The sequence below is a fragment of the Shewanella sp. LC6 genome (genome assembly GCF_006385735.2).
GTDB classification, from domain to species: Bacteria; Pseudomonadota; Gammaproteobacteria; order Enterobacterales; family Shewanellaceae; genus Shewanella; species Shewanella xiamenensis.
On sequence record NZ_CP043902.1, the window covers coordinates 1,208,565 to 1,223,456 of the forward strand.

The following is a 14,892-nucleotide window of genomic DNA, read 5'->3' on the forward strand; positions in this document are numbered from 1 at the left end:
TAGAAAGCATTCGATTGTAACAGATAGCACACATTTTTTGACCCCAAAATGGGGATACGGTTCCTATGACACAAGAGATTAATCTAAAAAGCGAGATTTCGGCAACACAAACTGGTTTGAGATTGGATCAAGCGCTGGCTGAGTTGTTCCCTGATTACTCGCGCACGCGCATCAAGGAATGGATCCTATCTGATGCAGTCTATGTTGATGGCGTAATGGTAAACAAGCCGCGCGAAAAAGTTTTTGAGCTGCAGCAAATTGAAATTAACGCCACGCTCGAAGAAGAAGTGCATGCGGCTGCGCAAGCCATTGAGCTGGATATTGTCTATGAAGACGATGATATTTTAGTGATCAATAAACAGGCGGGACTAGTGGTTCACCCCGGTGCGGGCAATGCCGACGGTACGTTGATGAACGCATTGCTGCATCACTGCCCTAATATTGAGCACGTGCCACGTGCGGGTATTGTGCACCGTTTGGATAAAGACACCACAGGTTTGATGGTGGTGGCCAAAACAGTTGAAGCCCAAACCCATTTAGTGGCCGCACTGCAAGCCCGTGAAATCACCCGTGAGTACGAGGCGATTGTCCTCGGTACTATGACGGCGGGTGGCACTGTCGATGAGCCGATTGGCCGTCATACGACGAAACGTACTCATATGGCGGTGCATCATTCGGGTAAACCCGCGGTGACCCATTATCGTGTGGCGGAAAAATTCCGTAATCATACCCGTTTAAGATTACGTTTAGAGTCTGGACGTACTCACCAAATTCGTGTGCATATGGCGTATATCGGCCATGTGTTGGTGGGTGATCCTGTATATGGTGGCCGTCCAAAACCACCGAAAGCAGCAAGTCCTGAGTTTTTCGAGATTTTGAAAAACTTTAAACGCCAAGCACTGCACGCGGTGCGATTGGAATTAGCGCATCCTGTGACCTGTGAAATCATGAGCTGGACTGCGCCGATCCCAGAAGATATGGTGATTTTGACTAAAGCGCTGCGTCAAGACACTTTAGAACATCCGATTGAGTACTAACTGATGTTGATGCACGATTGGCCAGTACCTGACAATGTGGCAATTGCAATGACAGATCGCCATGGCGGTGTGAGTCTTGCCCCCTACGACAGTCTGAACTTAGGATTGCATGTTGGAGATATGCCGCAGCAAGTATTGGTTAATCGTGGCTTACTAGCACAGCAGTTACAGTTTGCGACTGAGCCTGTGTGGTTGGAGCAAGTCCATGGTACTCGAGTGATTGATTTGGCCGATATCGTCCCAATTAATCTTACTCAAGAAGCTCAATCAGAGTGTGTGGCCTTGCAAAATACGCCACCTTTGGTCGCCGATGCCAGCTATACCGACCTCGCTGGACGGGTTTGCGTGGTGATGACCGCTGATTGCTTGCCGGTGCTTTTGTGTAATCAACAAGGGACTGAAGTTGCTGCTGCCCATGCCGGTTGGCGCGGACTGTGTGATGGGGTGATTGAGGCGACCGTGGCGCATTTTACCTCAAAGCCAAACGAACTTATCGCCTACTTAGGGCCGGCTATTGGTCCTAGCGCTTTTGAAGTTGGCGCCGAAGTGCGTGCCGCCTTTATGGCAAAAGATCCTAATGCGGAAAGTTGTTTTATTGCGCGAGGCGATAAATACCTTGCCGATATTATCGGATTAGCCAAATTACGCTTAAAGCAACAGGGTATTACACAGATCTACAGCGCCGATATTTGCACTGTATTGAACCAGGATTATTTCTCCTATCGCCGCGATAAAATCACTGGTCGTATGGCTTCCTTGATCTGGCTTAAGTCTTAAGTTTATTCCCCTATAATTTGTATTTATTTCTAGCCATCTAGCTTGAAATTGGTCAAATAGCCCCCATCTTTTAACTAACAAAATGCTGTACCTTATTTGTGAGTTTTAGGAGGCTGTATGCGACTCGATCGTATGACTAATAAATTTCAGCTTGCCATCTCAGATGCCCAGTCGTTAGCACTTGGGCGTGATCATCAGTTTATCGAACCGCTACATTTGATGATGGCGCTGCTTAACCAGGATTCTGGTTCTATCCATCCCTTATTAACTCAAGCTGGTATTCGGGTGAGTGCGCTGCGCTCGCTGTTGAGCCAAGAGCTTGAGCGTCTTCCCCAAGTAGAAGGGACTGGCGGTGATGTGCAGTTATCCCAAGGGTTAATTCGTTTATTAAACCTTTGCGATAAATTGGCGCAAAAGCGTAAAGACAAATATATCTCCAGTGAGTTGTTCGTTCTCGCGGCGCTTGAGGGCAGCGATGCACTAGCACAATGCCTTAAAAAATCCGGCGCGACCAAAGAGCTAATGGAACAAACCATTGAGCAAATGCGTGGTGGTCAGAATGTGGATGATCCTAATGCGGAAGACCAACGCCAAGCGCTGAAAAAGTTTACCGTTGATCTTACTGAACGTGCCGAGCAGGGCAAACTCGATCCTGTCATTGGCCGTGACGATGAAATCCGCCGCACTATTCAAGTACTGCAACGTCGTAGCAAAAACAACCCAGTGCTGATTGGTGAGCCTGGCGTGGGTAAAACCGCGATTGTTGAAGGCCTCGCTCAGCGCATTGTGAACGGTGAAGTCCCTGAAGGGATTAAAAATAAACGCGTTTTATCCTTAGATATGGGCGCATTAATTGCGGGCGCTAAATATCGTGGTGAGTTTGAAGAGCGTTTAAAAGCCGTGCTTAATGAGCTTGCGCAGGAAGAAGGCCAAGTGATCCTCTTTATCGACGAGTTGCACACAATGGTGGGCGCGGGTAAAGGCGATGGCGCTATGGACGCGGGTAACATGTTAAAGCCTGCTTTGGCCCGTGGCGATCTCCACTGCGTTGGGGCGACGACTCTTGACGAGTATCGTCAATATATTGAAAAGGATGCCGCCCTTGAGCGTCGTTTCCAAAAAGTATTAGTGGATGAGCCAAGCGTTGAAGACACCATTGCGATTTTACGTGGCTTGAAAGAGCGTTATGAGCTGCATCACCATGTGGAAATTACCGATCCGGCGATTGTAGCGGCGGCCACTATGTCGCACCGTTATGTGTCGGACCGTAAATTACCCGATAAAGCCATCGACTTAATTGACGAGGCGGCGTCGAGCATCCGTATGCAGATGGATTCTAAGCCTGAATCCCTCGACAGATTGGAGCGCCGTGCTATCCAGTTGAAACTGGAAGAGCAGGCATTGGCCAAAGAAAACGATGAGGCGAGCCGTCGTCGACTCGAACATTTACGTGTCGAGTTGCATGAAGTTGAGGCTAAGGCGTCGGAGCTTAATGAAATCTGGCGCACCGAAAAAGCGGCGTTGGCAGGTACTCAGCATATTAAAGCCGACCTTGAGCAAGCGCGGATGGATTTAGAAGTCGCGCGCCGCGCCGGTGATTTAACGCGTATGTCCGAGCTGCAATATGGCCGTATTCCAGAGCTTGAAAAGCAATTGGACTTGGCATCGCAAGCTGAAATGCAGGATATGACACTGCTGCGCAATAAAGTTACTGACTTAGAAATCGCTGAAGTGTTATCAAAGGCGACGGGTATTCCGGTTTCTAAGATGCTTGAAGGCGAGCGTGAAAAACTGTTACAAATGGAAGTTGCACTGCATGAGCGCGTGATTGGCCAAAACGAAGCTGTGGATGCGGTCGCTAATGCGATTCGTCGTAGCCGCGCAGGGCTTGCCGATCCCAATCGTCCTATTGGTTCGTTCCTGTTCTTAGGACCAACCGGTGTGGGTAAAACTGAGTTGTGTAAGTCGTTGGCTAAGTTCCTCTTCGATACGGAATCGGCCTTAGTGCGCATCGACATGTCTGAATTTATGGAGAAACACGCAGTTTCCCGTTTAGTTGGGGCGCCTCCAGGCTATGTCGGCTATGAAGAGGGCGGTTACTTAACTGAAGCGGTGCGTCGTAAGCCTTATTCGGTGATTTTGCTCGATGAGGTGGAAAAGGCTCACCCAGACGTGTTCAACATTTTGCTGCAGGTGCTGGATGATGGCCGCTTAACCGATGGTCAAGGTCGTACCGTCGACTTTAGAAATACGGTGATCATCATGACCTCAAACTTAGGCTCTGACATTATCCAAGAAGGATTTGGCCACCTAAGTTATCGCGAAATGAAGAGCGCGGTGATGAATGTGGTAACCCATAGCTTTAGACCCGAGTTTTTAAACCGGATCGATGAGTCTGTGGTATTCCATCCCTTGGATGCGGAAAATATCAAGCATATTGCTTCTATCCAAATTGCTTCATTGCGTAAGCGTTTGGCAGAGAAAGACTATACGCTGGAGATCACCGACGAGGCATTATCGTTAATCGCCGAAATTGGTTTCGATCCAGTCTATGGCGCAAGACCGCTGAAACGTGCCTTGCAGCAGGAGATGGAAAACCCATTAGCGCAAAAATTACTGCGTGGCGATTTACTACCCGGCAAACCTATCAAGGTCAGTTGCGCTGGTGGTGAGTTGGTATTCGAGCAATAATTTGCGCGGATATTTTCTGTGCTAAATGCTGCTTTACCTAAACAAAAAACCGAAGTCTTGGACTTCGGTTTTTTTTGCCTATATCGGTTACAGATAAAATAGCGGTTAGCAATAGTGTGGCATTGCCATCAAGATTTTTAGTGGTGCCTATTACAAACTCTGGGCGTTATTTTTTATTGCAAAATAGTTTGATCCGCTGTTGATTCTCAGTAATGGCTGCTTGGCGCTCTTCTTCTGTCATCGCGACAGGTTCTTTATTACCGTCTTCTTGGCGGGTGAGTTTTGTATGCGTCGTTAACACATCTAAATTATGTTTAGCGTTTTCACAAATTGCTTCTGCTTGCTTGGCATCTTTCTCTTTAATTAAAGCCGCCGATTTTTCGGACTCAGACATTTCAGGAGGCGCTTCCTTTTTAACGGGAGCTATATAGCCAATTTTACTCGGTTCAAGATCATTGCTATTCAACTGCTGCGCTTGTTGTTCCTGAGTCGGTGGTTGTTGACTGTAATGAGTCACCCCGTTCTTATCGACCCAAATGTAAATAGCGCCCGCCAGCACGGGTTGTGTGAGCAGCGCTAGGTATACAAAACCTAAAAATACCACGCTCAAATTTGTTTTCATTAACATAAACATCATCCCTTAGGGCACCCATCGACATGATAGTAAAATATGCTATCTTGAAGCCTACTTCCATTCCTGTTCATAGCTTTATAAGTGTATGCAAAATTCTTCTAATCAAACAGTAAAGAATAAGGGTATCTATTTACTGCCCAATTTATTCACAACCGCAGGCTTGTTTTCCGGTTTCTACGCTGTGATTGCCTCGATGAATGCCAACTTTGAAGCGGCAGCAATCGCGATTTTTGTGGCTATGATCTGTGACGGTCTTGACGGACGAGTGGCAAGGCTGACGAATACTCAAAGTGACTTTGGTGCTGAATACGACAGCATGGCGGATATGGTGTCCTTTGGCATGGCTCCAGCACTGCTCGCCTATAATTGGGCCTTGGCGGATTTAGGTAAAATCGGTTGGTTGGCGGCGTTTATCTATTGCGCAGGAGCAGCATTAAGGCTTGCACGTTTTAATACCCAAGTCGGTGTTGCGGATAAACGTTACTTCCAAGGTTTAGCAAGTCCTGCTGCTGCGGCCGTTATTGCCGGCAGTATTTGGCTTGGTAATCAGTACAATCTCGATGGTAAGAATATCAGTTGGATTGCCGGATTGATTACAGCAATCACGGGGTTATTAATGGTGAGCAATTTCCGTTATCACTCTTTCAAGGAGATTGACTGGCGCGGCAAAGTGAACTTTATCGCCATCCTATTCGTTGTGGGTGTATTTGTTGTGGTTTCGGTTCAGCCAGCTTTAATCCTCTGCATTGGTTTTTATCTCTACGCCATCTCGGGGCCTGTGATCACTATTCGTACCGTGAGAAAGCTAAAAGTAGCCCATATTGTGGGTGATGGAGAGCATGAAAAGGAACAATAAACAGCAGAGGGCACCAAGGGTTCAAAAAGTTCTACGGATAATCCTTAGTCCGACAGTTCCTACATTCTCAATCTTTTATGCCATGTTAGTTCTACGGTTCAAGAGTCGCCATTCCCTATTCTTGAACCGTTTCTCTGCACCGGACATACTCATCTATATATGTAAAAGTTTTAAAGCGCCCTTTCTTAAGGCTATTCGATCTATAGAATTTCCTGCACATCCTTTCTACATATGCCAAACTTACCAGCCGAAGTGAGAAAAATAGCAGCATATCCACCCAATACTTGAAGATTTGTTGGTTATTTGTCCATTAGGCAGGTTTTGTTAAAAAAGCCCTTGCACAAAAAGTTTCGCTGCCTATAATGCGCATCCACTGACACGGCAGACAGCGAAAGCCAACGCGGTTACAGTGCGAATCGAATGCAAATTGTGCAGTTGATTCGAAAGCCTCAAGAAGTTTGTAAAAACGCCTTGACGCGACAAGGGAAATGCGTAGAATACGCAGCCCTGACCCAGTGAGCGGTAACGTAAGCGATGAGGTCAAACGCTCTTTAACAATCTAAACAAGAAATCTGTGTGGACACTCACAGGTGTTGAGTTAATCGAAATTACTCTGCCGTTTGGCGAGTAATCAAAGAATTAAATCAATGAATGAGTGTTCATAGCAATATGTACAACGACTTATTAAGTTAAGTCGATTCAGAATTCATTGAGCCGAATCTTCGGATTCAAAAAACTTTAATTGAAGAGTTTGATCATGGCTCAGATTGAACGCTGGCGGCAGGCCTAACACATGCAAGTCGAGCGGCAGCACAAGGGAGTTTACTCCTGAGGTGGCGAGCGGCGGACGGGTGAGTAATGCCTAGGGATCTGCCCAGTCGAGGGGGATAACAGTTGGAAACGACTGCTAATACCGCGTACGCCCTACGGGGGAAAGAGGGGGACCTTCGGGCCTCTCGCGATTGGATGAACCTAGGTGGGATTAGCTAGTTGGTGAGGTAATGGCTCACCAAGGCGACGATCCCTAGCTGTTCTGAGAGGATGATCAGCCACACTGGGACTGAGACACGGCCCAGACTCCTACGGGAGGCAGCAGTGGGGAATATTGCACAATGGGGGAAACCCTGATGCAGCCATGCCGCGTGTGTGAAGAAGGCCTTCGGGTTGTAAAGCACTTTCAGTAGGGAGGAAAGGGTGAGTCTTAATACGGCTCATCTGTGACGTTACCTACAGAAGAAGGACCGGCTAACTCCGTGCCAGCAGCCGCGGTAATACGGAGGGTCCGAGCGTTAATCGGAATTACTGGGCGTAAAGCGTGCGCAGGCGGTTTGTTAAGCGAGATGTGAAAGCCCTGGGCTCAACCTAGGAATAGCATTTCGAACTGGCGAACTAGAGTCTTGTAGAGGGGGGTAGAATTCCAGGTGTAGCGGTGAAATGCGTAGAGATCTGGAGGAATACCGGTGGCGAAGGCGGCCCCCTGGACAAAGACTGACGCTCATGCACGAAAGCGTGGGGAGCAAACAGGATTAGATACCCTGGTAGTCCACGCCGTAAACGATGTCTACTCGGAGTTTGGTGTCTTGAACACTGGGCTCTCAAGCTAACGCATTAAGTAGACCGCCTGGGGAGTACGGCCGCAAGGTTAAAACTCAAATGAATTGACGGGGGCCCGCACAAGCGGTGGAGCATGTGGTTTAATTCGATGCAACGCGAAGAACCTTACCTACTCTTGACATCCAGAGAATTCGCTAGAGATAGCTTAGTGCCTTCGGGAACTCTGAGACAGGTGCTGCATGGCTGTCGTCAGCTCGTGTTGTGAAATGTTGGGTTAAGTCCCGCAACGAGCGCAACCCCTATCCTTATTTGCCAGCACGTAATGGTGGGAACTCTAGGGAGACTGCCGGTGATAAACCGGAGGAAGGTGGGGACGACGTCAAGTCATCATGGCCCTTACGAGTAGGGCTACACACGTGCTACAATGGCGAGTACAGAGGGTTGCAAAGCCGCGAGGTGGAGCTAATCTCACAAAGCTCGTCGTAGTCCGGATTGGAGTCTGCAACTCGACTCCATGAAGTCGGAATCGCTAGTAATCGTGGATCAGAATGCCACGGTGAATACGTTCCCGGGCCTTGTACACACCGCCCGTCACACCATGGGAGTGGGCTGCAAAAGAAGTGGGTAGCTTAACCTTCGGGGGGGCGCTCACCACTTTGTGGTTCATGACTGGGGTGAAGTCGTAACAAGGTAGCCCTAGGGGAACCTGGGGCTGGATCACCTCCTTACCTATACGACTAACTCGATGTTTGCTGAGTGTTCACACAGATGGCTTGTTGAACTTCCTGTAAGGGAAGGGAGAGCGACATGCACCGCGAGCCGGTATGCATTGTTCTTTAACAATTTGGAAAGCTGATAGTAATTAACGCAATGATGTCTGTCGTTGTGTTAATACGAAAAAAATTGAGTTCTTAAAACACTTGTTAAGTGTCTTGAATATTCAAGTCTAAGGCGAGTCCATCTTCTTGGTCGAAGATGAGACAAGTAAAACCAGCTGGTCGCAACGACGCAAGTGATGTGAAACTCATTTGGGTTGTATGGTTAAGCGACTAAGCGTATACGGTGGATGCCTTGGCAGTCAGAGGCGATGAAGGACGTAGTAACTTGCGAAAAGCGTTGGCGAGCTAGTAACAAGCATTTGAGCTAACGATGTCCGAATGGGGGAACCCGGCCGCATAAGCGGTCATCATTAAGTGAATACATAGCTTAATGAGGCAAACGAGGGGAACTGAAACATCTAAGTACCCTTAGGAAAAGAAATCAACCGAGATTCCCCTAGTAGCGGCGAGCGAACGGGGATTAGCCCTTAAGTCAGAGGGGTGTTAGTGGAATGGTCTGGAAAGTCCAGCGGCACAGGGTGATAGCCCCGTACACGAAAACTAACCTTTGATGAAAACGAGTAAGGCGGGACACGTGATATCCTGTTTGAATATGGGGGGACCATCCTCCAAGGCTAAATACTCCTGACTGACCGATAGTGAACCAGTACCGTGAGGGAAAGGCGAAAAGAACCCCTGTGAGGGGAGTGAAATAGAACCTGAAACCGTATACGTACAAGCAGTGGGAGCGGTTCTTGAGACCGTGACTGCGTACCTTTTGTATAATGGGTCAGCGACTTACGTTTTGTAGCGAGGTTAAGCGAATAGCGGAGCCGTAGGGAAACCGAGTGTTAACTGCGCGTTTAGTTGCAAGGCGTAGACCCGAAACCCGGTGATCTAGCCATGGGCAGGTTGAAGGTTGAGTAACATCAACTGGAGGACCGAACCGACTAATGTTGAAAAATTAGCGGATGACTTGTGGCTGGGGGTGAAAGGCCAATCAAACCGGGAGATATCTGGTTCTCCTCGAAAGCTATTTAGGTAGCGCCTCGAGCGAATACCATTGGGGGTAGAGCACTGTTAAGGCTAGGGGGTCATCCCGACTTACCAACCCTTTGCAAACTCCGAATACCAATGAGTACTACTCGGGAGACAGACGGCGGGTGCTAACGTCCGTCGTCAAAAGGGAAACAACCCAGACCGTCAGCTAAGGTCCCAAAGTGTATGTTAAGTGGGAAACGATGTGGGAAGGCTTAGACAGCTAGGATGTTGGCTTAGAAGCAGCCATCATTTAAAGAAAGCGTAATAGCTCACTAGTCGAGTCGGCCTGCGCGGAAGATGTAACGGGGCTAAACATACCACCGAAGCTACGGGTGCAATTCATTAGAGTTGCGCGGTAGAGGAGCGTTCTGTAAGCCGTTGAAGGTGAAGGGGTAACCCACACTGGAGGTATCAGAAGTGCGAATGCTGACATGAGTAACGATAAAGGGGGTGAAAAACCCCCTCGCCGAAAGACCAAGGGTTCCTGTCCAACGTTAATCGGGGCAGGGTGAGTCGACCCCTAAGGTGAGGCCGAAAGGCGTAATCGATGGGAAACAGATTAATATTTCTGTACTTCCGCTAACTGCGATGGAGAGACGGAGAAGGCTAGGCTAGCGCGGCGTTGGTAGTCCGCGTTTAAGGTGGTAGGTGGGTGACTTAGGCAAATCCGGGTCACTATACACTGAGAGCTGATGACGAGTCCCCAAGGGGATGAAGTAGTTGATGCCATGCTTCCAGGAAAATCTTCTAAGCTTCAGGTTAGCGGGAATCGTACCCCAAACCGACACAGGTGGTCGGGTAGAGAATACCAAGGCGCTTGAGAGAACTCGGCTGAAGGAACTAGGCAAAATGGTACCGTAACTTCGGGAGAAGGTACGCTCTTGTTGGTGATGAGACTTGCTCTCTAAGCTGACGGGAGTCGCAGATACCAGGTGGCTGCAACTGTTTATCAAAAACACAGCACTGTGCAAACTCGCAAGAGGAAGTATACGGTGTGACGCCTGCCCGGTGCCGGAAGGTTAATTGATTGGGTTATCGCAAGAGAAGCTCATGATCGAAGCCCCGGTAAACGGCGGCCGTAACTATAACGGTCCTAAGGTAGCGAAATTCCTTGTCGGGTAAGTTCCGACCTGCACGAATGGCGTAATGATGGCCACGCTGTCTCCAGCCGAGACTCAGTGAAGTTGAAATTGCGGTGAAGATGCCGTATACCCGCGGCTAGACGGAAAGACCCCGTGAACCTTTACTATAGCTTGGCACTGAACATTGACCCTACATGTGTAGGATAGGTGGGAGACTATGAAGTTGGAACGCTAGTTCTGATGGAGTCGTCCTTGAAATACCACCCTTGTAGTGTTGATGTTCTAACTTGGCCCCATTATCTGGGGTAAGGACAGTGCCTGGTGGGTAGTTTGACTGGGGCGGTCTCCTCCCAAAGAGTAACGGAGGAGCACGAAGGTTGGCTAAGTACGGTCGGACATCGTACGGTTAGTGCAATGGCATAAGCCAGCTTAACTGCGAGACAGACACGTCGAGCAGGTACGAAAGTAGGTCATAGTGATCCGGTGGTTCTGAATGGAAGGGCCATCGCTCAACGGATAAAAGGTACTCCGGGGATAACAGGCTGATACCGCCCAAGAGTTCATATCGACGGCGGTGTTTGGCACCTCGATGTCGGCTCATCACATCCTGGGGCTGAAGTCGGTCCCAAGGGTATGGCTGTTCGCCATTTAAAGTGGTACGCGAGCTGGGTTCAGAACGTCGTGAGACAGTTCGGTCCCTATCTGCCGTGGGCGTTGGATGATTGAGGGGAGTTGCTCCTAGTACGAGAGGACCGGAGTGAACGAACCGCTGGTGTTCGGGTTGTCATGCCAATGGCATTGCCCGGTAGCTATGTTCGGAATCGATAACCGCTGAAAGCATCTAAGCGGGAAGCGAGCCCCAAGATGAGTCATCCCTTGGACTATAAGTCCACTAAAGAGCCGTTCGAGACTAGGACGTTGATAGGTCAGGTGTGTAAGCGTTGTGAGGCGTTGAGCTAACTGATACTAATGACTCGAGAGGCTTAACCATACAACCCAGATGGGTTTTGCTAAGTAGCACTTAGACGAATAGCAACACTTAAGAAGTGGTACTCAATACAGCTTTCCAAATTCATTTACTGCCCACATAAGATGGGGAGTAGATACCAAATTTGCTTGGTGACAATAGCATTGTGGTCCCACCTGATCCCATCCCGAACTCAGAAGTGAAACGCAATCGCGCCGATGGTAGTGTGGGGTCTCCCCATGTGAGAGTAGGTCATCGCCAAGCGCCTAATTAAACAATGAAGCCAGCTGAACAAGCTGGCTTTTTTGTTTTTGAAATTTCAAACTGCCTGTTTGTTGTAATACCAATTCCATTAACTAACTGGTCAAAATTGTCCATGGTCTAGTACACAATTCTATCACTCTTGCTTTCTTCTCAATGAAGGTATTCCATGCGATAGAGCACTGTTCGACAATATCGTCATAACCACTAAAACAACGATTGGCCAACACATTTTGACGCAGCCATTGCCATACCTGCTCTATTGGATTCAACTCCGGTGAATAAGGTGGCAACTTGAGAAGCGTCAGATTATCAAAGTCATCGGCCAAATCCTGTTGATGCCAGCCTGCGCCGTCCATGATGACCAGCGCATGGCGCCCAAATGCGGTGGCGGCTGAAATCAGTTTTAAATGCTCGTTCATATATTCGCTATTGGCATGCGGGGCAATAATCGCTTGTGTCGCCCCCGTTGCCGGACACACGGCGCCATATAGATACGCTGATTCAAATTGTTGCTGCTTGACGGCCCGTGGACGGGTCCCTTTCTCAGCCCAAATACGGGTGGTGGTATTCTGTTGGCCAAAGCGGGCTTCATCTTGAAACCAAACGTCAATGCGATCGAGTGCAACGTGCCCAGGTGTGTTAAGGATCGTTGCCATCCGGAAGTTTTTTAAAAGCCTCTTGTATAGCCTCAGATTGTTTCGGGTGGCGAGAGCGAGTGGTAATCCATGAGAAGCCAAGTTGATGCAGCAAGCGGTAGATATTTGCTTGCTTGAACGTCACACCAAATTCAGACTGAATAAATAGGCCGACATCCTTGGCCATCAACCTGCCACCTTGTTCAGATAGACTTCTGTGCTGTACGAACGCTTTAAGCTTAGCTTGTTGTGTGATGGACAGTGTCGCAGGACGGCCCGGATTGGGCGCATTGTCAAGGCCAGTCAGCCCATGGGTTAAATAGGCGGTGACCCAGCGATTGACACTGGTTCTACTGACCTTAAGCATGCTTGCGATGGCGGTACGAGAATGACCTTCAGTGAAATGGAGTAAGGCAAGATAGCGCATACGTTTGCGTGCACTTTTCTCCGATTTTACTAAGGCTGCGATGTGGGGATTATTCATATTTTGTATGATTAAAAACTGATGACCAATTAGATCACATAATTAATATAATTGGTATAACATAGCGATCCCATATTCAAAACATCTACATATTCAAAACATCTAAATGTTATTAGATGATTATACCATTCCGCATTGAAGTCTGATCTAATAGCAAGCAACCCAACAGCTTAAAATTGGATTATGAAATCTAAAACTGCTGAAAGTCTGCTTAGCCTCTCCAAAAGAGAAAAAAATCCGCATAAGCGCATGCGATTGCTCGCTGTATCGCTATTTTTGCAATGCCATAACCGCACTCAGGTGGCAAACCAGTTGAAGGTGGCCAGATCTAGCGTCAACTTATGGGTCTCCAGCTATCTTGAGCAAGGACTGGCAGGACTTGAAGATAAACCACGCCCTGGGAAGAAGCCGTCATTGTCAAATGAGCAAAAAAGGAGACTCGCCAGATACATTGAGTTCAAAGCACAATCAGATGAGGGCGGCAGACTCACTGGGGCAGACATCCAGCAATACATCTCGAGTGAGTTTAATGTCGAGTACCATCCCAATCACATCTACAAGCTACTCAAGAGCATGGGATTCTGTTGGATAACCAGCCGCTCTAGGCATCCAAAACAAACTCAGAGGTTACAGGACGCTTTTAAAAAAGTTTCCTCTGGAAACGATCCTTCACACTCCCATTCATATACAACCCCACCAGATTGATATTTGGTTTCAGGACGAAGCAAGATTCGGCCAGCAAAATACAACGACACGCCTTTGGGCCCCCAAAGGTAGTAGACCAAGAGCGTTAAAACAGCAGCAGTTTGAATATGCGCACCTCTTCGGCGCTGTCTGTCCTGCAACAGGAGAAACGGAAGCCATCATCACGCCATTCGTCAATAAGGACATCATGCACCAGCACCTGGAGCTAATTGCAAAACGCACCAAATCTGGCCGCCATGCAGTCGTGGTAATGGACGGTGCGGGTTGGCATACCAATGACATTGCTGCTGATATCCCTAACCTGTCGATCCTCAAACTGCCGCCATATTCCCCAGAACTAAACCCTATCGAACAGGTATGGAGTTGGCTGCGCCAACATTATCTCGCCAATCGCTGTTTTAAAGGATATGAGGACATAGTGGATGCCTGCAGCCAAGCATGGAACAGCTTTATCAGTTGTACAAAACGCGTGATAAAGATGTGCTCTCGGGAATGGGCGAAGGTGACTGAGCTTTAATACGGAATGGTATAACGAATAAGCTTATTGCCCATTAATTTTGGCTTTGAACTTTGCTTTAGTGACGTCATCGGCGAGTTGATACCAATAATCCAGCATATGGCTGATTTCGGCTTGAGTTGGTGAATCAGGCGCTGTGCTTTGTGTTATTGCAGCTGTGGATGCGACTGCTGTGGTGGTCACTGTAGTGGACGTCGCAGAAGCGGTGGCAGGCAGAGTTGGTGCACTCGTTGTCGCTGATACTTGAGGCAGGCTTTGCTGAGTGGTAAACGTTATCGAGGCGGGATGTTGTCCCTGATTATACTGAAAGATTTCCTGCTCGAAGTTTCGGCCTATCTGTAACCCGTTTTTCACTAATCTATCTTGGTCGAACGCAATCACTTGATTATGCTTATCTAAAAGCATGAGTAATGGTAACTCATCGAATTGCTTTGCAGCCTTAGCCGAATCTATATTGGGCAGTTTGAGATGTAATTCTTGGTCTGTTTGATTAAAGCGAATGATCAGCACGTCCGATTGATAGCGTACTGAATTTGCCTGTTTACGGTATTGAGCATTGTAGCGAAAAGCGATTTGGTTCAATCCATTACTTAGCGTAACAGGTGAGGTGTTTAATGGCTTTTGTCCATTTACGGTGAGCAGCTCGACATCGCTTGGAAGCTGTAGAATTACTTCGGCACAAGCGGGTTGTAGGCTGGCAAGCAATAGGGTTGATGCACACAGTATAGAAGGGGATTTCATAAGCTTTCTCTTCGTTTATATCAAGTATTAATGATAAGTGAGATAGCGGATTACACAAAACCTTAGATGGCAAAGGAATAAACTCATTT

The 14,892-nt window shown here is 48.1% G+C and carries 8 protein-coding genes and 3 rRNA genes; 8 read left to right on the forward strand and 3 right to left on the reverse strand.

Features of this window, described 5'->3' with window-relative positions; genetic code table 11:
* Window positions 1-65: 65 nt before the first annotated feature.
* From rluD to clpB, 3 genes are all read left to right on the forward strand, one after another.
* Complete coding sequence (rluD, locus tag FJD32_RS05420; protein WP_140906518.1) at window positions 66-1,037, forward strand: 23S rRNA pseudouridine(1911/1915/1917) synthase RluD; 972 nt, start codon at window positions 66-68, stop codon at window positions 1,035-1,037.
* A gap of 3 nt (window positions 1,038-1,040) precedes the next feature.
* Window positions 1,041-1,814: a peptidoglycan editing factor PgeF gene (gene pgeF, locus FJD32_RS05425; RefSeq protein ID WP_140906519.1), complete on the forward strand. Its 774-nt coding sequence runs from the start codon at window positions 1,041-1,043 to the stop codon at window positions 1,812-1,814.
* Window positions 1,815-1,931: 117 nt separating this feature from the next.
* Window positions 1,932-4,505, forward strand: a complete 2,574-nt coding sequence (gene clpB / locus FJD32_RS05430) for an ATP-dependent chaperone ClpB (RefSeq protein WP_037431382.1) — start codon at window positions 1,932-1,934, stop codon at window positions 4,503-4,505.
* Between the two features lie 166 nt (window positions 4,506-4,671).
* Here the strand turns inward: clpB and FJD32_RS05435 are convergent, their stop codons facing one another.
* Complete coding sequence (locus FJD32_RS05435) at window positions 4,672-5,133, reverse strand: DUF4124 domain-containing protein (protein WP_037431384.1); 462 nt, start codon at window positions 5,131-5,133, stop codon at window positions 4,672-4,674.
* 91 nt (window positions 5,134-5,224) lie between these two features.
* Between FJD32_RS05435 and pssA the strand changes: the two genes are divergently transcribed.
* The 4 genes from pssA (at window position 5,225) to rrf (ending at window position 11,721) form a co-directional block, all read left to right on the forward strand.
* A complete protein-coding gene (gene pssA / locus FJD32_RS05440) occupies window positions 5,225-5,995 on the forward strand; it encodes a CDP-diacylglycerol--serine O-phosphatidyltransferase (protein WP_140906520.1) in 771 nt (256 codons plus the stop codon).
* Window positions 5,996-6,734: 739 nt separating this feature from the next.
* Window positions 6,735-8,277 (forward strand): 16S ribosomal RNA (locus tag FJD32_RS05445).
* Between the two features lie 311 nt (window positions 8,278-8,588).
* Window positions 8,589-11,481, forward strand: a 23S ribosomal RNA gene (locus FJD32_RS05450).
* 124 nt (window positions 11,482-11,605) lie between these two features.
* Window positions 11,606-11,721: ribosomal RNA gene (gene rrf, locus FJD32_RS05455) — 5S ribosomal RNA — on the forward strand.
* Together the 16S, 23S and 5S rRNA genes form the textbook arrangement of a ribosomal RNA operon.
* Window positions 11,722-11,813: 92 nt before the next feature.
* On the opposite strand, the gene FJD32_RS05460 is transcribed toward rrf, so the two are convergent.
* A protein-coding gene (locus tag FJD32_RS05460) for an IS630-like element ISSpu8 family transposase (RefSeq protein WP_205403030.1) occupies window positions 11,814-12,840 on the reverse strand; the annotation gives its coding sequence in 2 pieces (ribosomal slippage) (window positions 11,814-12,389 and window positions 12,391-12,840; 1,026 coding nt in all).
* Window positions 12,841-13,023: 183 nt separating this feature from the next.
* Here FJD32_RS05460 and FJD32_RS05465 point away from each other — a divergent pair.
* Window positions 13,024-14,062 (forward strand): IS630 family transposase gene (locus FJD32_RS05465; protein ID WP_140907354.1). Its coding sequence is split into 2 segments (ribosomal slippage): window positions 13,024-13,482 and window positions 13,484-14,062, totalling 1,038 coding nucleotides; the frame shifts between segments, so codons are not numbered across the junction.
* A 24-nt stretch (window positions 14,063-14,086) separates the two neighbouring features.
* Here FJD32_RS05465 and FJD32_RS05470 read toward each other — a convergent pair.
* Window positions 14,087-14,803, reverse strand: a complete 717-nt coding sequence (locus tag FJD32_RS05470) for a DUF2057 domain-containing protein (RefSeq protein ID WP_140907355.1) — start codon at window positions 14,801-14,803, stop codon at window positions 14,087-14,089.
* Window positions 14,804-14,892 lie beyond the last annotated feature (89 nt).

Bases quoted from the DNA above. Each gene is read 5' to 3' on its own strand.
- clpB (WP_037431382.1), top strand. From the start codon at position 1,932: ATGCGACTCGATCGTATGACTAATAAATTTCAGCTTGCCATCTCAGAT.
- pssA (WP_140906520.1), top strand. From the start codon at position 5,225: ATGCAAAATTCTTCTAATCAAACAGTAAAGAATAAGGGTATCTATTTA.
- FJD32_RS05435 (WP_037431384.1), bottom strand. From the start codon at position 5,133: ATGTTAATGAAAACAAATTTGAGCGTGGTATTTTTAGGTTTTGTATAC.
- pgeF (WP_140906519.1), top strand. From the start codon at position 1,041: ATGTTGATGCACGATTGGCCAGTACCTGACAATGTGGCAATTGCAATG.
- rluD (WP_140906518.1), top strand. From the start codon at position 66: ATGACACAAGAGATTAATCTAAAAAGCGAGATTTCGGCAACACAAACT.
- FJD32_RS05470 (WP_140907355.1), bottom strand. From the start codon at position 14,803: ATGAAATCCCCTTCTATACTGTGTGCATCAACCCTATTGCTTGCCAGC.